This window comes from Microbacterium sp. STF-2 (genome assembly GCF_034650155.1).
In the GTDB taxonomy this organism is placed as follows: Bacteria; Actinomycetota; Actinomycetes; order Actinomycetales; family Microbacteriaceae; genus Microbacterium; species Microbacterium maritypicum_A.
On record NZ_JARKMW010000001.1, the window covers coordinates 1698103 to 1717557 of the forward strand.

The following is a 19455-nucleotide window of genomic DNA, read 5'->3' on the forward strand; positions in this document are numbered from 1 at the left end:
GCATGACCGAGGAGCACTCCCCCTCTCCCCATCCGGTGATGGCCGTCGTCCGGCGCATTCCGGCGACGCTGACGATGGTGCTGCTGATCATCGCGGTGGGGGTCGTCTGGAGCGGCCTCTGGGCGCCGTTCGAGGACACCGCACTCTTCCAGACAGTCGCCTACGGGCTCCCGAACCTCGCCGACGGCAAGTGGTGGACGCCCCTGACCGGCACGTTCTTCGTGAACCAGCCCTGGGTGTACCTGTTCACGATCGCAGGCTTCTGGGGTATGGGTTACCTGGAGTTCCGTCGCGGATCGCGCGTGGCGCTCGCCTACTACTGGCTCGGTCAGCTGTTCGCGATCTTCGCCACCGCCCTGCTGCTGTACGTGCTCTCGCAGTTCCCGTGGGCGTGGGCGGCAGAGCAGGCCCAGGCGCTCGACGTGGGAGCATCGGGCGGCACCATGGCGTGCATCGCCGCCGCGGTCGGCCTGTTCCGTCCGCCGTGGCGGGTGCGCGGCTGGCTCATCCTGCTCGGCTTCGTGTTCATCGCGATGCTCTTCTGGGGCAAGGTCGCCGACCTCGAGCACCTGCTCGCGGTGCTGCTGATCCTCGTCGTCGACCGATCGCTGCGGGTGCGGCACACGACGGTCCGCGAGCAGCGGCTGATCGCCGTGGTGGCGATCCTCGTCCTGGGCGCCGTCGAGATCATCACGACCTTCCTGCCCACGGACGGACCCTTCGGACCGACCGATCCCGCGTCGGGAGGATTCATCGACCTCGCGATCGACCTCGTCGTGATCCTCGTGCTCGTGAACGGGCTCCGTCGCGGGCGGCGCTTCGCGTGGGTGCTCGCGATCCTGCTCGGCCTGTTCAACGTCTCGGGCGCCGCGCTGGTGCTCACCCTCATCATCATCACGAGCCAGGCGGAGCTCGATCTGCGCTGGGACGGTGAGACCGAGCTCGCGATGGCCAACGGCTTCCTGTGGCTCATCATGCTCGTGTACCTGGTGTGGGTGCGACGCGCGTTCCGAGCCAAGCGCCGCGCCAAGCTGGGCATCCAGCCCGCTCCGAACGTCGATGACATGAAGCGCGAGCTGCGCACTCATGGCGGCGGGACGCTCTCGTGGATGACCACCTGGGAGGGCAACAGCTATGCCCGGGTGGCCGGCGGCATCGTCGCGTACCAGCGTCGCAACGGCGTCGCCCTGGCCCTGGCCGACCCGATCGGCCCTGCGGAGACACGCGCAGAAGCCGTGAACGATTTCATCCACGCCGTGGAGCTCGCCGGCCTCGTTCCCTGCTTCTTCAGTGCGGATGAGGCCACGCGGGCGGCCGTCCCCTCGACCTGGCGCAGCATCGTCGTGGCCGACGACACGATCGTCGACCTGCCGGGGCTGGAGTTCACGGGCAAGCGCTGGAACTCGGTGCGCACCTCACTGAACAAGGCCGGTCGCGAGGAGATGACCTTCCGCATGACGCACCTCAAAGCGGAGCCGTGGGGTGTGCAGCAGCAGCTCAGAGCGATCTCGGAGGCCTGGGTCGGAGACAAGGACCTGCCCGAGATGCGCTTCACCCTCGGCACCCTCGACGAGGCCGAGGATCCGGAGGTGAGGCTCGCCCTGGCGCTCGCTCCCAACGGCGATGTCGACGGTTTCCTCTCCTGGCTGCCGGTGTACGGCGACGACGGTGCGGTGCGGGGCTGGACCCTCGACCTCATGCGTCGCCGCGAAGGCGGTTTCGGGCCCGTCATGGAGTATCTGATCGGCTCCTCGGCCAAGCAGTTCGCCGAGGAGGGCGCGCAGATCATGTCGCTCTCCGGCGCGCCCCTCGCCCACGACTACCCGCCGGACGCCGGGATGATCGCCGCTCTCAGCGACCGGCTGGCCGATGCGCTGGAACCGGTGTACGGCTTCGGGTCGCTGCATCGGTTCAAGCAGAAGTTCCACCCCCGGTACGAGACCATGTATCTCCTCTTCCGCGACGAGAGCGACCTCACCCGCATCGGTGGAGCACTCACGCGGGCGTTCCTGCCGGATGCGACGCTGCGCCAGTTCGCGGGTGCCGGGCTCGAACTCGTACGGGGCGGGAAGGACTGACGGAGCCCACGCCGTCCGAGAACGCGTCGGGTGGGTCGATCTCCGGATGGCGTCTGTTCTCCGACGGCGTGAGACCACGTGAGTACGATCGGTGTCGTGCTCGATGAAGACCGCCTCCGCTCGATGGCCGACGAACTGAGCCGGGTTCCCGGCGTGCGTGCCGTCGCATTGGGCGGCAGTCGCGCCCGCGGGACGCACCGACCCGATTCCGACATCGATCTGGGGCTCTACGTGGACTCGGATGTCGACCGCGCCGGTATCGCGCGCGTGGCGAGCGGGTGGACGGGCGAACCCGTCGAGGTCGCCGAGCGCGGCGGATGGGGACCCTGGGTCGACGGCGGCGCCTGGCTGATCGTCGACGGCGTGCCGGTCGACCTCATCCTCCGCGACGTCACCCGCGTCGGAGAGCAATGCGCTCGCGCCGTCCGCGGCGAGTTCGCCTTCCACACCCAACCGGGTCACCCCCTCGGCTTCCTCGATGTCGCCTATGCGGGCGAGGTGGCCACCAGCGTGCCGCTTCGCGATCCGGAGGGACTCCTGGTCGGTCTGGCACGGAGCGTCACCCCCTATCCCGCGGCGCTGCGCGAGGCGTTCCTCACGAGCCTCTGGCAGGTCGACTTCCTGCTGAACGCGGCCGTGAAGGGCGCGAAGGCGGGAGACGTCGCATACGTCTCCCTCTGCGGAACCACGACGGCCATGCTGACCGCGCACGCTTGGCACGCCGCCGCCGGGAACTGGGTGACGAACGAGAAGGGGCTGGTGCCGAACGTGGCACGCCTCCCGATCGACTCGGCGGGATTCAGCGCGTCGGCGGCACTGGCACTCGGGAATCTCGGCACGACGCCGGAGGAGTTGCTCGCCTCGATCACGCGGTTGCGGGAGCTGCCGCGTCCGGCAGCTCCCGCAACCTGATGCTCAGCCGACGGTCTCGACGGCTTCGACCGGAGTCGCTCCCACACCATCGGTGACCGGGCGCTTCGCGGTGTTCGCGATGTGTGCACGGCTGACCACGATCACGGCGACGATCATCAGTGCGACACCGAGCCAGTACGGGGCGGCGTGGCTGACCAGCGCGTAGAGCGCCCCCGCGATGAGCGGGGCGGCCGTGCCCATGGCCGCGTTCAGTGACTGCGTCGCTCCGCCGAGCCAGCCCTGCTCGTCGTCGCCCACCGCGTTCGACATGGCACCGTCCATCGCCGCCTGGGATGCTCCCTGGCCGGCAGCGAGCATGAGCGCACCGACGATGAACACCCACGGCTGGGCGAAGATCGACGCGACGATGGCGAGCGCCGCGAGACCGACCATCTGCGCGACGATGCCGCTGATGATCACGCCGCGCTCACCGATGCGCGGGAGCAGGATGCCGAGCAGCACACCCTGGATGAGGATGTCGATGATGCCGACGGCCGCCGTCAGGAGTCCGATCTGCGTCGGCCCCCACTGGATGGAGTCCAGCGCGAGGACGCTGAAGTTGTTCACGAAGAAGCCGAACGGCAGGGCGAGCAGACCGAAGCCGATCATCAGTCCGCGCAGCTCCTTGCGGCCGAACGCCTCTTTGAAGACCGCGAACGGCTGCACGTCACGCAGCCGGATGGCGCTGATGCGATTGCCGGGCTTGAGGCTCTCCGGAAGCAGGAAGATGCTGAGGATCGCGATCGTGAGGGCGACCGCGGAGGTGAGGAAGACGGGAAGCTGAATGCTCACCGCGGCGAGCAGACCGCCGATCCCCGGGCCGACCATGGTGCCGATTCCCGTGAGAGCGCCGAGGAGACCGAAGCGCTTCGCCCGCTGTTCCGGCGGGGTGATGTCGGCGAGGTAGGCGAAGAGGGCGGGGAGATCTCCCGCGGTCAGGCCTTGGATCACGCGCGCGAGCACGAGGACCCAGATCGCACCGCCGATGCCGAACAGCGCCATCGAGAATGCGGCGCCGAACGCGGCGACGATGATGACGGGTCGACGACCGAAGCGGTCGGAGAGCCGGCCGAGGAAGGGGGCGACCAGGAAGGCGCAGAGGCCGTTGACGGCCTCGAGCACGCCCACCCAGATGGCGAGGTCGCTCTCGTGCGAGACGTATTGCAGCACGACGAAGGGCAGGACGGGAAGGACGACCGTCATACCGATGACGGTGAGCATCGTGAGCACGATGAGCATGATCCACGCGCGGTTCTGATCCCGTCGCGTGAGGACGTTGGGTGAAGTCATACCGAAAGTGTATCGATACCAGTTTTGGTGTCAAGCCAGGTTTGTATTCGGTCCACGATAGACTGCGGTTATGACGAACTCAGAGCCCCTCGGACGCCGCGAGCGCAAGAAGGCCGCGACCCGCAAGGCGATCTCCGACGTCGCGACGATGATGTTCCTCGAGCGCGGCTTCGACAACGTCAGCATCCGCGAGGTCGCCGATGCGGCGGACGTCTCCCCTACGACCGTGTTCGCGCATTTCCCGCAGAAGGAGGCTCTCGTCTTCGACGAGGACGACGAACAGCGCGACCGTCTGGTCTCGGCCGTGCGCGACCGGCCCGCAGGACGCACGATCAACCGCGCGATCCACGACTTCTTCGCCGCCGAGATCAGGGCGAACTTCGACGAGCACGGTGATGACGTCACCCGCGTGTTCATGCGCTTCCTGAACGAGACACCCGCCCTGCGCGATTATGCCGCGAAGATGTGGCTCCGACACGAGGATGCCCTCGCCGCGGCCATCGCCGACGAGCTCGGGCTCGCCGAGCCGGTCGCCGAGATCCGCGTCTACGCCCGATTCGTCCTGCAGATGCAACTGCTGATCAACGACAGCGAAGATCCACTCGAGACGGTGGACGCGGGATTCCGGGTGCTCGCGAGTGGCTGGGACCCTGTCGAAGAGCGTCTCGCCAGGTGATTCTCCGGCGCCGGGTCAGTCGTCGCGAGGTCGTCGTCGCAGACTCTTGACGTCGGTGCGCCGTTGCTTGGCCTTCAGTCGGCGCTCCTTCGACCCCCGACTCGGCTTCGTCGGCCGTCGCGGTGGTGCCGGCGGGCGCAGAGCCTCTGCGATGACGGCGACGAGCCGCTCCCGCGCCGCATCCCTGTTGCGCAACTGGGCACGGTGCTCGGACGCGGCGATCGTCAGCACTCCATCGACCAGGCGACCGCTCAGTCGGTCGAGCAGCCTCTCGCGCTGATGCGGTGAGAGCACCGCGGAGTTCGCCGCATCCCAGACCAGTTCAGCGCGGGAATCCGCGGTGTTGACGCCCTGTCCCCCCGGCCCGGATGACCGCGAGAAGCGCCACGACAACTCAGCCTCGGGGATCGTGAGACCCGACGAGACCCGCAGACCGGGGCGATGGGCGGAAGGCATGTGTCCATCATCGGGCCTCGCGGGGCCATCGCGCCTCACCCGGATAGCATGGCGAGGGCGGCAGGACCTGTTTTCCCGAGCAGTCAGCGCCGCCTCATGCGGAGCACGAATGAACTCATACCGGCAGGACGACTGGGCAGCGAGCCCGTCGTATCCGTCGACCGTGAACGAGCCGTATCTGATGGGCACCGGCGTGGTCACCGCCGAGGACACCGGCACCCGCCCGCTCTCCCCTCCGCACAGCCACGCCGACCCGATGCTGGCCTGGTGCTATCGCGGCACGGTGTGGGTGCACCTGCAGGACACGAGGTGGCGCCTCGCTCCCGGTCAGGGCGTGTGGATCCCCGCACGCACCCCGCACACGGCCCATCACGAACCCGACTCGACCGGCTGCTACACGTACATCCCCGACTCATCGCTGATCGCCCCGATCGACGACATCACACGGGTGCTGGTGCCGCGCGCGGTGCAGGAGATGCTGCTCCACCTCGGCATCAACGACATGCCCACCGACCTGCGCGTGCGCATCCAGTCGGTGCTCATCGAGATGCTGCAGCAGCCGCTTCCCGAGGCCGCGAGCGAATGGGGCGAGGTGCCGATGCCGGCGGATGAGCGGGTCGCCCCGCTCGTGCAGGCCGTTCTCGCCGACCCCGGCGACCCCCGCAGTGCGATCGAGCTGTTCCTCGCGCACGGGCTCCACGAGCGTACGGTCCTGCGCATCTTCCAGAACGACGTCGGCATGAGCTTCGGGCGGTGGCGCACCGGCGTGCGGATGACCCTCGGGGCGCGCCTGATCGTCGACGGCACTCCGATCGGTGCGGCCGCGCACCGCTGCGGCTACGCCACGACGAGCGCCTTCTCCGCCGCGTTCAAGGAGCGCTTCGGGCTCACTCCCCGGCAGCACGTGGCGCGCGTGCAGGCCGACGCGGCGCACCAGCTGTACTGGCGGTGACCTCGCACCGGCGCTGAACGCGCAACGGCAGATCCGACCCCCTTTGTCGGTTCCGCGATACAAGTCGTCGCTCCCGCAACACTGAGCACTGCCTCCGCGTTCTAGCATCGTTCTGTTAGGGCATGCTTACCTAACTTCTCGCCGCGTCGACGCGGCAACACCCTCCCCCCTTCCCGAAGGAGAACCATGTCGCACGCTTCTGCGCGCCCGAAGATCCGCCGAGGCTCGGCCCTCGTCGCCGCAGCCGTCGCCGCCGCCCTCACCCTCGCCGGGTGCTCGTCCACCCCCGAAGAATCGAGTTCCGCCTCCACCGCAACAGACGGCGTGGTCATCGAGCACGGCCACGGCAAGACCGTGATCCCCGAGAAGCCGCAGCGCATCGTCACCCTCGGCTGGATGACGGCCGACATCGTCGCCGCCCTCGGCACCAATCCCGTCGGCATGGAGGAGGTCTGGGGCGCAGGCGAGAGCGGCTACCAGCCCTGGTTCGAGGACTATGTCACCGCGGAGTACGGCGAGACCCCCGAGATCATCCCCTTCCTCGAGGACGGCCCCAACTACGAGGCCATCAAGGAGCTCAAGCCCGACCTGATCCTGAGCCTCTACTCCGGCGTCTCCGACATCGAGTACGAGCGCCTGACCGAGATCGCCCCGACCGTCCCCTACATCGAAGGCCCCTGGAACCCGGGGACCTGGGAGGACATGACCCGCACGGTCGGCAAGGCACTGTCCGAGGAGGACAAGGCCGATGAGCTGATCGCCGAGACCGAGAAGCAGATCACCACCCTGGCCGGCGAGCACCCCGAGTTCGAGGACAAGACCTTCGTCTGGGGTCTGACCCTGAACGAGGGCGGCACCGACCTCGGCGTCTACCTCGAGTACGACCCCCGCGTGCGCATCACCGAGGCCCTCGGATTCACCTCGACTCCGGCGATGGACAGCTTCCTCAAGACCGCGGAGGGCGACAACTGGTACACCGGCGTCAGCCTCGAGAACCTCTACGACGTGGAGGCCGATCTGTTCGCGGCCTGGGGCGGCAGCGCCGACGAGGGCACGTACACGGTCGAGAACAAGGTCGTGTCGCGCTGGAACCCGATCGCCAACGGCTCGTACGTGATCTACGCCGACGACGCCGAGGCCTCGGCCATCAGCGCGCCCACCGTGCTCTCGCTGAAGTACATCCTGCCGACGTACGTCGACGACCTCGCCGGGGCACTCCAGGGCGAGCCCACCATCACCGGCAAGTGATCCGAGAGATGTCCCTGGCGACGGATGACGGCACGGACGTCTCGAACACGGGTGCGGGGAGTCGTGCAGTCGACTCCCCGCACCGTAACGGGACGCTCGTGGCGGGACTGGTCATCTCGGTCGTGGTGCTGGCCATCGCCGCCATCGCCTCGCTCGCCGTCGGTGCCCGCGCGATCGACCCCATCACCGTGCTGCAGTCCCTCTTCTCCTACGACGACGAGAACCCGCTGCACCTCATGGTCATGGAGCTGCGTGTGCCGCGCACCCTGCTCGGCATCGTCGTGGGTGCCGCTCTCGCGGTGTGCGGCGGCCTGATCCAGGCCTTCACCCGCAACCCGCTGGCCGACCCCGGCATCCTCGGTGTGAACGCCGGTGCATCCTTCGCCGTCACGTTCGCCGTCGGTGTGCTCGGCCTCACCGCCCCCGGCGCCTACGTGCCCTTCGCCCTCGGCGGAGCCTTCGTCCTCACCATGCTCGTCTACATACTGGGCTCGTTCGGAGCCTCGGGGGCGACCCCCATGAAGCTCACCCTCGCCGGCGTCGCCCTCGGCGCGGCCTTCACCGGCTTCACCACCGCGATCGTGCTGCGCGACCACAGCACCCTGCAGGTGATGCGGTTCTGGGGCGTCGGCTCGATCGGTGGACGCACCCTCGACCAGCTCACCTGGGCCGTGCCTCTGATCGTCGCCGGTCTCCTGATCGGACTCCTGTGCGCGCGCTCCCTGAACGCCCTGGCCCTCGGCGACGACCTGGCGCAGGCCCTCGGTGCACGTGTGCGCGTGACTCGCATCCTCGTCATCATCGCCGTCACCCTGCTGGCCGGAACCAGCGTCGCCGCCGCCGGACCCATCGCCTTCGTCGGGCTCATGATCCCGCACGTCGTCCGCTGGTTCACCGGCCCCGACCAGCGCTGGGTGCTCGGGTACTCGATGATCATCGGCCCCGCCTTCCTGCTGTTCGCCGACATCCTCGGCCGCATCGTGCTCCCGAACGGGGAGATGCGCGTCGGCATCGTCACGGCCCTCCTCGGAGCCCCGATCCTGATCATGCTCGTGCGTCGCAAGCGGGTGAGCGGCCTGTGAGCATCGACCAGAAGCCCGTCGCTGCACCCCGCGCAGACGCCGCGCCTGCCGCGTTCGTGCCGGTCGATCACGGACGCCGCCTGTTCCGGATCGAGACCGCGCGGATCGCCGCGCTCATCCCGGTGCGCTCCGTCGTCGTCAGCATCCTGCTGGTCGTCGTGATCATCGGCACGGGCCTGTTCTCCATGACTCTCGGCGCCTACGAGGTCGACTTCGCGGCCGTCATCCGAGCGATCTTCGACCCCGCATCCGACCCCGACATCCGCCAGGTGGTCTTCGAGTGGCGCCTGCCGCGCGTGCTGTTCGCGGTGCTGTGCGGAGCAGCCCTCGCGCTCGCCGGCGGCATCTTCCAGTCCCTCACCCGCAATCCGCTCGGCTCCCCCGACATCATCGGCTTCGGCATCGGCGCACAGTTCGGTGTGACGCTGGTCATGATCGTCTTCGAGCTGAACACCTACATGTTCAAGGCGGCGGGTGCGCTCGTCGGAGGCCTGTTCACCGCGCTGCTCGTCTACGTGCTCGCCAGCAAGAACACGATGTCGTCGTTCCGGCTCATCATCGTCGGCATCGGCGTCTCGGCGGGACTCGGATCCCTCACCTCGTGGATCCTGATCTCGGTCAGCGTCGAGAAGGCCATGATGGCGGCGACCTGGGGCGCGGGCTCGATCGCCTCGCTCGGCTTCGACCAGCTGATCCCGGCGGCGATCGTGTTCGCGATCGTGACCCTGCTCTCCCTCCCCCTCGCCCGCACGCTTCCCGTGCTCGAGATGGGCGACGACGCGGCGACAGCTCTCGGTATCAGTCCCGGTCGCACCCGCCTCGCTGCGATGGTGTTCGGCGTCGCCCTGGTCGCGCTGGTGACCGCCGCGGCCGGCCCCATCTCCTTCATCGCCCTCGCGGCCCCGCAGATCTCGCAACGCCTCACCCGCTCGAACACCCCGATGGGCACGGTGCCCGTGATGCTGACCGGCGCCGCCCTCGTCGTGGTGTCGGATGCCGTCGCCCAGCTCGTCGCTGTGCCGGTCGGCGTCGTGACAGTGTCGGTCGGCGGCCTCTATCTCGCCTGGCTGCTCGCTGCCCAGTACGCGCGCCGCACCTGAAAGGAACACCCATGACCGCTTCGCTGCGGGCCCGCGACATCACGCTGGGCTACGGGGACACCCCGATCATCTCCGACCTCACTCTCGAGGTTCCCGACAACTCGTTCACGATCATCATCGGACCCAACGCGTGCGGCAAGTCGACCCTGCTGCGCGGATTCGCCCGGCTGCTGCGCCCGACCACCGGCGCCGTGCTGCTCGACGGCGACGAACTGCGTTCGCTCAAGCCGAAGGAGGTCGCCCGCAAGCTGGGTCTGCTCCCGCAGTCGTCCCTCGCCCCCGACGGCATCACGGTCGCCGATCTCGTCGGTCGCGGGCGGTTCCCGCACCAGAGCGCCCTGCGCACGTGGAGCAGCGCCGACGAACGCGCCGTGTCCGAGGCCATGGCCGCGACCGGGGTGACCGACCTGTCGCGGCGCCTGGTCGACGAGCTCTCCGGCGGTCAACGGCAGCGTGTCTGGGTGGCCATGGCCCTCGCCCAGCAGACCACGCACCTGCTGCTCGACGAACCGACGACCTTCCTCGACATCGCGCACCAGATCGACCTGATGGAGCTGTTCGCCGACCTGCACCGCAGCGGCACCACGCTCGTCGCCGTGCTGCACGACCTCAACCATGCGGCCCGTTACGCGACGCACCTCGTGGCGATGCGCGACGGGGCCATCGTGGCGCAGGGCGATCCGCGCGCGATCATCACGGCCGAGCTCGTGCACGCCGTGTACGACCTTCCGTGTCGTGTGATCACCGACCCCGTCTCCGGGACGCCGCTGGTGCTCCCGCTCGGTCGGCGGACACCGTGACGCCCACGCCGCGGAGGCTCTTCGGGATCGCGCTGAAGTCGGAGGGGCGTGGCATCGCCCTCGCCGGAGCGACCGCGCTGCTCATCGTGCATGCGCTCGCCGAGGCGACGATCCCCGTGATCATCGGCGCGACGATCGACCGCGCCGTGCTCCCCGCCGACCCCGCAGCTCTCGCGCTCTGGCTCGGCGTGCTGGTCGGCACGTTCCTCGTCCTGACCCTGAGCTACCAGTCGGCGTCCCGCCTCATGGTGTCGATCTACGGCTACGGCGAGCAGGCGCTGCGCCACCTCACGCTCTCCCGGATGCTGCGACCGCGGCTCTCCCGCCGCACAGTGGCCCCCGGTGAGGCCCTCACGTTCGTCACGTCCGACACCTACCGGGTCGCCGGGGTCGCCTGGTCGGTCGCGCAGCAGTGCTCCACGATCGCCGCGATCCTCGGAGCCGGTCTCGCGATGCTGGTGATCTCGCCCGTCGCGACGCTCGTCGTATTCGGCTCGACCATCGCGATGATGCTCGTGATGCAGGCCGTGTCGCGCCCGCTGGAACGCCGTGGCCTCGTCGAGCAGCAGGCGGCCACCGAGGCCGGGGCGGTCGCCGCCGACTTCATGAGCGGATTCCGGGTGCTCGTGGGAATCGGCGCACGCGAGGAGGCCGTGCGCCGCTACATCGCCGCGAGCGACACCTCTCGACGCGCCGCCACGGCGGCCGGCCGATCCCTCGCGTCATACGAGGCGGTGAGCGCAACGCTGGCCGCGATCGCGACCACCGCGCTGGCGGGTATGTCGGCCTGGTTCGCCTCCGAGGGCCGCATCAGCATCGGCGAGCTGGTCACGGTGCTCGGGCTCGCCCAGTTCATCAGCGGCTACCTCGCGTATGCGGGCTCCTTCCCCTCGAACTGGATCCACAAGCTCGCCTCGGCCAAGCGACTCGCCGAGGTGATCGACGCCGACGACCTGCTCGATGCGCCCGTCGCGGCGGCCGCCCCGGCACGACCGGCGGAGGACGTCGTCCTGACCTTCCGCGCGGGATCCGCCTCCGCGCCCGTCGAGGTGCGCGAGCGCGAACTGCTCGGCATCCGTCCCGCCGACAGCGACACGGCCCGTGCCCTCTCCCGCCTGCTCGGTCTGCGCACCCGACCCGACCGCGGCCGGGTCGCGCTCGCGATCGACGGTGAATTGCACGATCTGACCGACCTCGACCCGGTCGAGTATCGGCGTCGGGTCGTCGCCCCTCCGCACAGGCAGACGATCGTAAGCGGCTCCCTGTGCGAGGCCGTGCGCGGCCACGGCGTGGAGGACCAGCCGCACGCGCCCTTCATCGAGATGGCGGCGCTGCACGACACCGTGGTGCAGGTCGGAGGGTGGGAGTCAGAGGTAGGAGAGGCCGGGCGACGCCTCTCGGGCGGACAGCGCCAGCGCATCGGCATCGCCCGAGCCCTGCACGCGGAGGCCGACGTGCTCGTGCTCGACGAGCCCACCTCGGCCGTCGACGCCATCACCGAGGCGCACATCGCCCGCGCCCTTGCAGAGCACACCGAGACCGTGATCGTGATCACCACCTCTCCGGTGCTGCTCGGGGCGTGCGACCGGGTCGTCGAGCTTCCCTCCGAACGATCGGATACACGCCATGAGTGACTCGACCTCGACCGCCGCGCTGCTCCCGATCGCCTCCGGCTCCCGTGTGCGGGCCGTCGTGGGTGGGTTGCTGCGACAGCATCCCGGTCGTACCGCCGCTGTCGCCACGCTGTTCCTCGCGGCATCCGCTCTCGGGATCGTGATGCCCGCGTGCCTGGGGCGCATCGTCGATGCCGTGTCGTCCGACGCGGGCTTCGCGACCATCGCCGGCTGGGTCGCCGGGGCGGGTCTGGGCGCCATCGGTGCCGCTGTGGTGATGCTGTGGGCCGTGCGCGTGCTCACCGGCTTGGTGCAGGACATGCTCGCGAGCCTGCGTGAAGACGTGTTCGCCTCGGCGATGCGACTGCCCGTCAGCGCGGTCGACGACGGAGAGAGCGCCGATCTGCTCTCCCGCGTGACCGGCGACGTCGATGCCGTTGCCGAAGCCGGAGGGAACGTCGCTCCGACCCTGCTGTCCGCGGGGTTCGCGATCGGCGTCTCGGTGGTCGCGCTGACCGCTCTGGATCCCTGGCTGGCGCTCGCGGGCCTCGCCTCCGCGCCGTTCTACATCCTCGGTACGCGCGCTTTTCTGCGGAAGTCCCGCGTGGTGTTCCGCGAGGTACGGGTGCGCGAGGCCGCGCGCAGCCAGGCCGTGCTCGACGCGGTGGAGGGCATCGAGACCCTCACCGCGTTCAACGAGCAGGAGCCCGCTCTCGAGCGGGTGCGCGAGCGCGCGGTGGCGTCGATCCACATGCAGATCGAGGGCGTGCGGGTGACGAATCGCCTGTTCCGCTGGATCAACGGCGGTGAGCTCGTCGGGCTGGCCGCGATCCTCGGCGCCGGATTCCTGCTGCAGTCCGCCGGCGCTGTCACGGTAGGCGCGGTCACCACTGCTGCGCTGCTGTTCCATCGCCTGTTCGGCCCGGTCGGACAGCTGATCTTCGGACTCGACGACATCCAGCGGGCAGCCATCGGTCTCGCGCGACTTGTCGGGGTCATCGATCTCGCGCCCGCGCCGGCCGCCCAGACCCCGGAGACGGAAGCTGCACCACCGGCATCCGCGGGCATCGAGGTGCGGGACGTGACGTTCCACTACCCCACCACCGGCCGGGGGATCAGCGGCGTGAACCTGCGGGTTGACCCCGGCACCACGGCGGCGCTGGTGGGCACCTCGGGGTCGGGCAAGAGCACGCTGGCGCGCGTCATCGCCGGGCATCACCCGCCGACGTCGGGAAGCGTGCACCTGGCGTCCCGCACAGACGCCCCGTACTACCTGTCGCAGGAGCTGCACCACTTCCGAGGCACGATCGCCGACAACCTGCGCCTCGTCGCCCCCGAAGCGAGCGGCGAGGAGATGGCGGCGGCGCTGCGGGCGGTCGGGGCGCAGTGGGCGGTCGAGGCGATGCGTCGTGAGGAGTCCGCAGAGGGCGAGAGTTCGTCCGCCGATTCCGTCGTACCGCTCGACGAGGGGCGCATCCAGCAGCTCGCGGTCGCCCGTGCCTTCCTCGCCGACCCGGATGTGGTGATCCTCGACGAGGCCACCGCCGATGTCGGGCTCCAGCACCGGGACGCCGTGGAAGAGGCGATCGCCGCACTGCGCAAGGGACGGACCGCTCTGCTCATCGCGCACCGACTGCAGCAGGCAGTGACCGCCGAGCAGATCGTCGTCTTCGCCGACGGACGGATGACGCAGCGCGGCACGCATGAAGAGCTCCTCGCGACCGAAGGGCTCTACCGCGACTCCTGGCTCGCCCAGACCCGCAGCACATCTACCCGCACCAAGCCATCCCCCACCGACCCATCCCCCACCCAAGAGATTCGCCCTACAGAGACGGAGACTCCGTGAGCATCCACCGCGGCATCGTCAGCAACACGACCACCCTCACCCCGACCCTGGTCCGCGTCACGCTCGGCGGCGAGGGCGTCGCCGGCTTCCTCAGCACCGGTATCGGCGACGAATACGTGCGGGTGTTCTTCCCGCACGGCGACGACCCGAAGGAGGTGTCGCTGCCGGTGCCGGCGGGCGACTGGTGGGAGACGCCCGAGGGTGCGCCCGAGGCCCCGATGCGCACCTATACGATCAGCGGCGTGCGCCCGGACGCCGGCGAACTCGACATCGACTTCGTGATCCACGAGGCAGGTGTCGCGGGCCCCTGGGCCGCGCGGGCGGAGCCGGGGCACGTGCTCGGGTTCAACTCCCCGACGGGCCTGTACTCGCCGCCGGAGGGCATCACGTGGCAAGTGCTCGTCGCCGACCTCACCGGGCTTCCGGCCGTGGCGCGCATCATCGCCGAGGCCCCGGAGGGCGTGCGCACGCGGGTCGTGCTCGAAGTGCCGAGCGAGGCGGACCGCGTCGCTCTCGAGGTGGGCGCCGACGTCGAGGTCACCTGGGTGGTCGGCGGCAACGGCCACGGTCCCAGCGCGCTCGGTCCGCTCGTGCGCGGCATCGTCGACGACCGGCTTCCGCTCGACGAAGGCTATGTCTGGGTGGCCGGTGAGACCGTGGCGCTGCGCGACGTGCGCAAGTACCTGCGCAAGGAGCTCGCCCTGCCCGCGACCCGCTTCAAGGTCGTCGGCTACTGGACGCCGGTCGTCGCGTGGGACGAGAAGTTCGCCGCCCTGCCCGAGTCGGTGCAGAAGGAGCTGGATGCGATCTGGGCCGAGTCCGACGGCGATGAGCCGGAAGACGTGCAGGTGCGCTTCGAGGAGCGGCTGGACCAGTTGGGGTTGTGAGGCGGAACCCACCCCGGCCGGACCCCCGCCGTGTTCCGGTCGCACTTGCTGCCGCCCGCGGGGCGTTTTGTCGACGGGAAGTGCGACCGGAGGGCGCCTGAGGCTTCGAAGTGGACGAGACGGCGGGAGTCGAAACCTACGTACACCCGCGTGAGGGCGCGCAGGCTGCGCTTCTCGCCCGGAATCCCGGGGTTTCTCGCTCACCGGGATCAGGCTGAATCGGCCTGAATCACGAGTTTTGTTGTCACGGTGTTATCACCGTCGCACATGGTCGCCGTAGTGCGACTCTCCCTGCATGGGGATGGATAGCAACAAGACCTGGTTGAACTACGCCGAGGCTGCGAAGCGGACGAAGTCGAGCGTCGGCACGGTGTGGGCTGGGATGACGCCGGCCGAGATCCGGAGGCGGAGGCGGAGGCGGAGGCGGAGGAGCCTCGCCGAGGTCGCTTAGACAATACTCAGGGCATGGAATCATGGATCTCGGCCCTGAGCTCGGTAGTTCTCGTGGGCATCACCGCTTGGTACGCGTTCCTCACTAACAAGCTCGCCAAGTCCGCGCGCGAGTCCGCCGCCAGCGCCGAACGCACCGCCGCGCTGACCGCCGAAGCTCTCGCGGCGAGCATCGCCGCGCTGGACGTCAGCTTCGAGGTGTTCCCGAACACTCACGGGTTCAGCGAAACTGACGGAACCGGGCTGGGCGTGTCCGTTCACTGCACCGGAGCGACCGTCTTCGTCCATCGTGTTCACCTCGACATGGCCTATCGCATCGACAAGGTGCATCCAGACGGCGCCGACTACTCGTTGTTCGCCGATGACATTGGCCTCGTCCCTGACACGGGTGACTTGAACTCGCCACCGGTGGAGTTGCCAGCGAGGATACACAAAGGCGAGATGATCCATCTTGAGACGGCGCCGGAGGTGACCATGAAGGTAGACGAGCAGGTCGGAATCCTCGAGGTGTCGATCTGGTACAGCCTCAACGGGGTAAGCGAGCCACTCATGCGCCGTGCCGAGTACAACAGCACCGGGAATGATTAGGCCGAACGATCGGAGCTGGCGAAAGTTCGGCACCTCGCACAAATCTCGACCCGATGTCGCCCCGCCTCGCACGCCCTACCGCGTGACGCAGGGGGAGTCGGAATCTCGACTACAGGTGCGAAATGACGGCTTCCGGGGCCTCCCTCGCGCGCGCGACCCCCGGTAGGAATAGAAAACCGGTGCGGGGGGAGAGGATCACGTCCCGGTGGTGGTCCGCACTCAGGGGGTGGGGGCTGAATTTTATGCGGGGGTGGGTCCGATGCGGGATCGGTTCAGTAGCTCGTCGGCGTAGTGGGACCAGAACGACCTGACATGTTGCTTTGAGCCGTGCCGTTGCCACAGGAGCAGATCCTCTTGGAGCATGATTGCTGCTCCGAAGATTGCGCCCCGACGATCCCCCACTGCACCAGACTCGATGTCGTTCTCGTGATCTGCGGACTTCCGGTAGCGAATCGCTTCTTCTTGGATCGCGATGGCCTGGATGGCGATGAATCGCAGGAAGTCGTGGTCGCGTCGTTGAGCGGACACTGCGTTCATTGCCGCGATCGCCGTGGTGTGGTGTTCGTTCGCTGCCACGCCTTCAAATTGGTTCCAGGGTGTCCCATCGAGCGGCGCATATCGCGCATCGATGAGCTTGCACATCGCCTTCACGCATTCCGCTTCGAGTGAGGCGTCCCGGTGATCCCGATCCTGCTCCCAGCCGTGGCGAGCCACGATTACGGTGATGATCACTGTGAGCACGGCAACAGCCACTCCAAGGCCGGCCAGGGCGTCAGAAGGGGTCACGATTGATCCTCGATGGTCAGAGCACTTCGACGTGGATCGGCTGCTTCCAGCGCAAGTGCTCACACTCGACAAAGTACGCCTGGGGCGCGGAAGCGAAGCCTCGTATCAATGTCGGGATCGTAGCGGCCACCGACGAGAGGATCGCACTGTGGAACTCGAGGCCGACCACTGTCCTCGGCTCCCGGATGCCAACCCAGTGAAGGCCGGCCGCACGCAAGCCGTCGCGCTCGCTTGTCGTGATCGATTGCGCGATGTCCCTGGTGATGATCGCGTCGAATTTGCGATCCTTCAGTTTCTCAAACAGCGGCAGGTCGAGGACTCCGGTTAGTCCTTCGTCCTTGTGGGAACTGAAGATCGGGTTGCGGAAGGCTTTGGCGAGCGAGCCGGAAATCTGGTGAGGCAGGTTCTCGTCGATGTAGACGCGCGGCCGTGCGATGCTCACGCGACCTGAACTTCCTCATTGAACCGCACTGCATCTTCTGCTGCCGACGCCGAGACGGCCGGGTAGAACTCAGCGACATCCTCAGGGAATACGGTCTCGAAGTCCACCAGCTTGGCGACGGAGTCGAACCCGACACGGGTCCCGTCGACTGTGGGCCACCCGCCCAGGCGCTTGGGATGCACGGTGAGGTGCTGCGACGGGTGCCGGAAGTTCACAATCGGTCGTCCGCGGAAGTCCTCAAACTCCTCGAAGAGCTCCTCGAAGGTGTACTGGACGAGCGCATGTCCCGGCACATTTGTGAGATCCATGTACCCATCAGGGCCCTCGACAAAAATCGCTTTGCCGTCGGTGCCGAACCGATACCTCGAGGGGTGATCGGTGAGATCCACGACAGGAAGATTGCTCCATGCCTTCCGCAGCCGCTGCGACGAAGTGCGAGCACGCAGAAAGACCATCGAGCGGAGCGCGATGAGATCCTGATAGGACCACAAGGGCGGCCGCTTCGGATTGACGCCGGGGACCAGGAGCTCCTCGCGCGCCCAACGCTGCAGCTGAGAGGTGGTGGCGCCGGTGAGCTTGCTGGTCATCAGCAGCGGAAACGCCACGTCTTCACCCCCTGCTTGGACATGACTGCATGCTACATGGACCGTCCCCCCATGCGCGCTAGGCGCGGAAGAACAGAGAGTGCGAGGGCAAGCCACGCGACGCCCTGCTATTCGGCGAAGGACTCGTACACCTGCCGCGGCCGCGCACGAGCGAAGGCTCCCGCTCCTGGTTCGTCACAGCGCTCGAGAATGCCGGACTCCCCCGCATGACGATCCACGACCTCCGCCACACCGCAGCATCGCTCGCGATCTCGGCCGGCGCGAACGTGAAAGCCGTGCAGCGGATGCTCGGCCACAAGTCCGCGGCGATGACGCTCGACGTCTACGCCGATCTCTTCGACGACGATCTGACCGCGGTTTCGGATGCCTCGATCAGGCACGCACGGCCGCGAGTGTTGCCAATCTGTTGTCACGGGACGCGCTCGGAGTAACGAAGAAGCCCCGTAACCCCTGATTTCTCAAGGCTTACGGGGCTTCCGAAGTGGACGCGACGGCGGGAGTCGAACCCGCAACGCCTTCAGGTATGAACTGAGGCCCGGGACCGCCCGGATCGCCGCGATGGGACTGACGTTACCCGGCCGTGATCTTCCCCGCCAGGATGGTTGCCTGGGATAACCCTATGAGTCTGCGGATGACGCCTCTTCGTCACCCGGCGTCATCGGGCTCCGGGGCATCGAGGGCACGCATCAGCCGTGCGACCGCCTCCCGCAGCTCGCTGCGGTGCGGATCCGACAGGGCGACCGTGTACTCGATGCCCTCCGGGATCCAGAGCAGTCCGTACATCGCCTCGCGCCAATCGGAGCCACCGACCGGCCAGCGGGTGTGCTCTTCCCCCACAGCGGTCGCGCCCTGCCACCACGGCCCGAAGTGCTTCTGCATCTCGGCGAGCGGCAGCTCCATCACGGCGGCCGCCTCGACCTTCTGCGGCGACCACGACGAGGCGACGAGCACGCGCTCCTCGATCTCGTCCTCGGTGATCTCGCGCCGTGTGAACAGCACACGCGTGTGTTCCACCGCGGCGATGCGGTCGACGCGGAACGTGCGCCAGTCGTCCCGATCGAGGTCCCAGCACAACAGGAACCACTTGCGACCGGCCGGGGCCAGGGCATGCGGCTCGACGCGGCGCACGCTCTCGCGCCCTTCCCCGTCGACGTACCGCAGGCGCAGCCGCTCGGTGTCGCGGGTGGCGAGCGCGATCTCCCCCAGCACCTCGGGTGAGACCACCGGCCCTTCTCCGATGCGCGGCGCCTGCACCGATGCGGCGAGCGCGTTCACCCGTTGCCGCAGCGCCGACGGGAGCACCTGTTCCAGCTTGGCGAGCGCCGTGAGCGTCACGTCGGGCCCGCCGACCAGCTGCTGCGTGGCGGCGACGCGGAGTCCGATCGCCATGGTCACCGCCTCGTCGTCGTTGAGCAGCAGCGGAGGCACGGCGCTCCCCGCCTCCAACCGGTATCCGCCTGCCGCACCGGGCGTCGACTCGACCCGATAGCCGAGTTCGCGCAGCCGATCGACGTCGCGGCGCACGGTGCGCTCGGTCACCCCCAGCCGGGTGGCGAGTTCCGTCCCCGGCCAGTGCCGGTGCGTCTGCAGCAGGTTGAGCAGAGCGAGAGCACGGGAGGTGGTGTCGGTCATGCGTCTCAGATT

Annotated in this window: 18 protein-coding genes, 1 tRNA gene and 1 pseudogene; 13 read left to right on the top strand and 7 right to left on the bottom strand. The window is 68.4% G+C overall.

Going from position 1 to position 19455, the window contains the following annotated elements; translation table 11 throughout:
* Positions 1-2 precede the first annotated feature (2 nt).
* Positions 3-2078 carry a bifunctional lysylphosphatidylglycerol flippase/synthetase MprF gene (locus MicroSTF_RS08175; RefSeq protein WP_029260034.1) on the top strand — a complete coding sequence of 692 codons (2076 nt, stop codon included), beginning with the start codon at positions 3-5 and terminating at the stop codon, positions 2076-2078.
* Between the two features lie 96 nt (positions 2079-2174).
* A complete protein-coding gene (locus MicroSTF_RS08180; protein WP_031207988.1) occupies positions 2175-2990 on the top strand; it encodes a nucleotidyltransferase domain-containing protein in 816 nt (271 codons plus the stop codon).
* A 3-nt stretch (positions 2991-2993) separates the two neighbouring features.
* Here the strand turns inward: MicroSTF_RS08180 and tet(42) are convergent, their stop codons facing one another.
* On the bottom strand, positions 2994-4280 hold the full coding sequence (gene tet(42) / locus MicroSTF_RS08185; protein WP_297555744.1) for a tetracycline efflux MFS transporter Tet(42): 1287 nt from the start codon (positions 4278-4280) through the stop codon (positions 2994-2996).
* Positions 4281-4350: 70 nt separating this feature from the next.
* Between tet(42) and MicroSTF_RS08190 the strand changes: the two genes are divergently transcribed.
* The gene (locus MicroSTF_RS08190) at positions 4351-4956 is read left to right on the top strand and encodes a TetR/AcrR family transcriptional regulator (protein WP_029267425.1); all 606 of its coding nucleotides are present in this window, start codon (positions 4351-4353) and stop codon (positions 4954-4956) included.
* Between the two features lie 15 nt (positions 4957-4971).
* On the opposite strand, the gene arfB is transcribed toward MicroSTF_RS08190, so the two are convergent.
* Positions 4972-5412, bottom strand: coding sequence for an alternative ribosome rescue aminoacyl-tRNA hydrolase ArfB (gene arfB / locus MicroSTF_RS08195; protein ID WP_322954869.1), 441 nt, complete (start codon positions 5410-5412; stop codon positions 4972-4974).
* A gap of 109 nt (positions 5413-5521) precedes the next feature.
* On the opposite strand from arfB, the gene MicroSTF_RS08200 reads away from it, so the two are divergent.
* The 9 genes from MicroSTF_RS08200 to MicroSTF_RS08240 all read left to right on the top strand — a co-directional run bounded on the left by MicroSTF_RS08200 (position 5522) and on the right by MicroSTF_RS08240 (position 15978).
* Positions 5522-6364, top strand: coding sequence for a helix-turn-helix transcriptional regulator (locus MicroSTF_RS08200; RefSeq protein ID WP_029267430.1), 843 nt, complete (start codon positions 5522-5524; stop codon positions 6362-6364).
* A gap of 186 nt (positions 6365-6550) precedes the next feature.
* Positions 6551-7612 carry an iron-siderophore ABC transporter substrate-binding protein gene (locus tag MicroSTF_RS08205; protein ID WP_297555741.1) on the top strand — a complete coding sequence of 354 codons (1062 nt, stop codon included), beginning with the start codon at positions 6551-6553 and terminating at the stop codon, positions 7610-7612.
* An 8-nt stretch (positions 7613-7620) separates the two neighbouring features.
* Positions 7621-8694 (top strand): FecCD family ABC transporter permease, encoded by a 1074-nt coding sequence (locus MicroSTF_RS08210; protein ID WP_322954872.1) that lies wholly within the window; start codon positions 7621-7623, stop codon positions 8692-8694.
* Positions 8691-9794: a FecCD family ABC transporter permease gene (locus tag MicroSTF_RS08215; RefSeq protein WP_136024425.1), complete on the top strand. Its 1104-nt coding sequence runs from the start codon at positions 8691-8693 to the stop codon at positions 9792-9794. The genes MicroSTF_RS08210 and MicroSTF_RS08215 overlap by 4 nt, the downstream gene beginning before the upstream one ends.
* 11 nt (positions 9795-9805) lie before the next feature.
* Complete coding sequence (locus MicroSTF_RS08220; protein WP_297555735.1) at positions 9806-10594, top strand: ABC transporter ATP-binding protein; 789 nt, start codon at positions 9806-9808, stop codon at positions 10592-10594.
* The gene (locus MicroSTF_RS08225) at positions 10591-12228 is read left to right on the top strand and encodes an ABC transporter ATP-binding protein (protein WP_322954875.1); all 1638 of its coding nucleotides are present in this window, start codon (positions 10591-10593) and stop codon (positions 12226-12228) included. The genes MicroSTF_RS08220 and MicroSTF_RS08225 overlap by 4 nt, the downstream gene beginning before the upstream one ends.
* Positions 12221-14053 (top strand): ABC transporter ATP-binding protein, encoded by a 1833-nt coding sequence (locus MicroSTF_RS08230; protein WP_322954877.1) that lies wholly within the window; start codon positions 12221-12223, stop codon positions 14051-14053. Before MicroSTF_RS08225 ends, MicroSTF_RS08230 begins: the two co-directional genes overlap by 8 nt.
* Positions 14050-14940, top strand: a complete 891-nt coding sequence (locus MicroSTF_RS08235; RefSeq protein ID WP_297555729.1) for a siderophore-interacting protein — start codon at positions 14050-14052, stop codon at positions 14938-14940. The genes MicroSTF_RS08230 and MicroSTF_RS08235 overlap by 4 nt, the downstream gene beginning before the upstream one ends.
* 465 nt (positions 14941-15405) lie before the next feature.
* On the top strand, positions 15406-15978 hold the full coding sequence (locus MicroSTF_RS08240; RefSeq protein WP_297555727.1) for a hypothetical protein: 573 nt from the start codon (positions 15406-15408) through the stop codon (positions 15976-15978).
* A gap of 240 nt (positions 15979-16218) precedes the next feature.
* On the opposite strand, the gene MicroSTF_RS08245 is transcribed toward MicroSTF_RS08240, so the two are convergent.
* From MicroSTF_RS08245 to MicroSTF_RS08255, 3 genes are read right to left on the bottom strand one after another with little or no spacing between them, the layout of a single operon-like run.
* Positions 16219-16764 (bottom strand): hypothetical protein, encoded by a 546-nt coding sequence (locus tag MicroSTF_RS08245; protein ID WP_297555725.1) that lies wholly within the window; start codon positions 16762-16764, stop codon positions 16219-16221.
* A gap of 16 nt (positions 16765-16780) precedes the next feature.
* Positions 16781-17206 carry a hypothetical protein gene (locus MicroSTF_RS08250; protein ID WP_297555723.1) on the bottom strand — a complete coding sequence of 142 codons (426 nt, stop codon included), beginning with the start codon at positions 17204-17206 and terminating at the stop codon, positions 16781-16783.
* A complete protein-coding gene (locus MicroSTF_RS08255) occupies positions 17203-17811 on the bottom strand; it encodes a DUF433 domain-containing protein (protein ID WP_297555721.1) in 609 nt (202 codons plus the stop codon). The genes MicroSTF_RS08250 and MicroSTF_RS08255 overlap by 4 nt, the downstream gene beginning before the upstream one ends.
* 80 nt (positions 17812-17891) lie before the next feature.
* Between MicroSTF_RS08255 and MicroSTF_RS08260 the strand changes: the two are divergent.
* Positions 17892-18242, top strand: a pseudogene (locus tag MicroSTF_RS08260) (tyrosine-type recombinase/integrase); the annotation flags it as partial.
* Positions 18243-18293: 51 nt separating this feature from the next.
* Here MicroSTF_RS08260 and MicroSTF_RS08265 read toward each other — a convergent pair.
* Positions 18294-18369 (bottom strand) — tRNA-Met (locus MicroSTF_RS08265).
* Positions 18370-18456: 87 nt separating this feature from the next.
* Positions 18457-19443, bottom strand: a complete 987-nt coding sequence (locus tag MicroSTF_RS08270; protein ID WP_322954883.1) for a helix-turn-helix transcriptional regulator — start codon at positions 19441-19443, stop codon at positions 18457-18459.
* Positions 19444-19455: the final 12 nt, after the last annotated feature.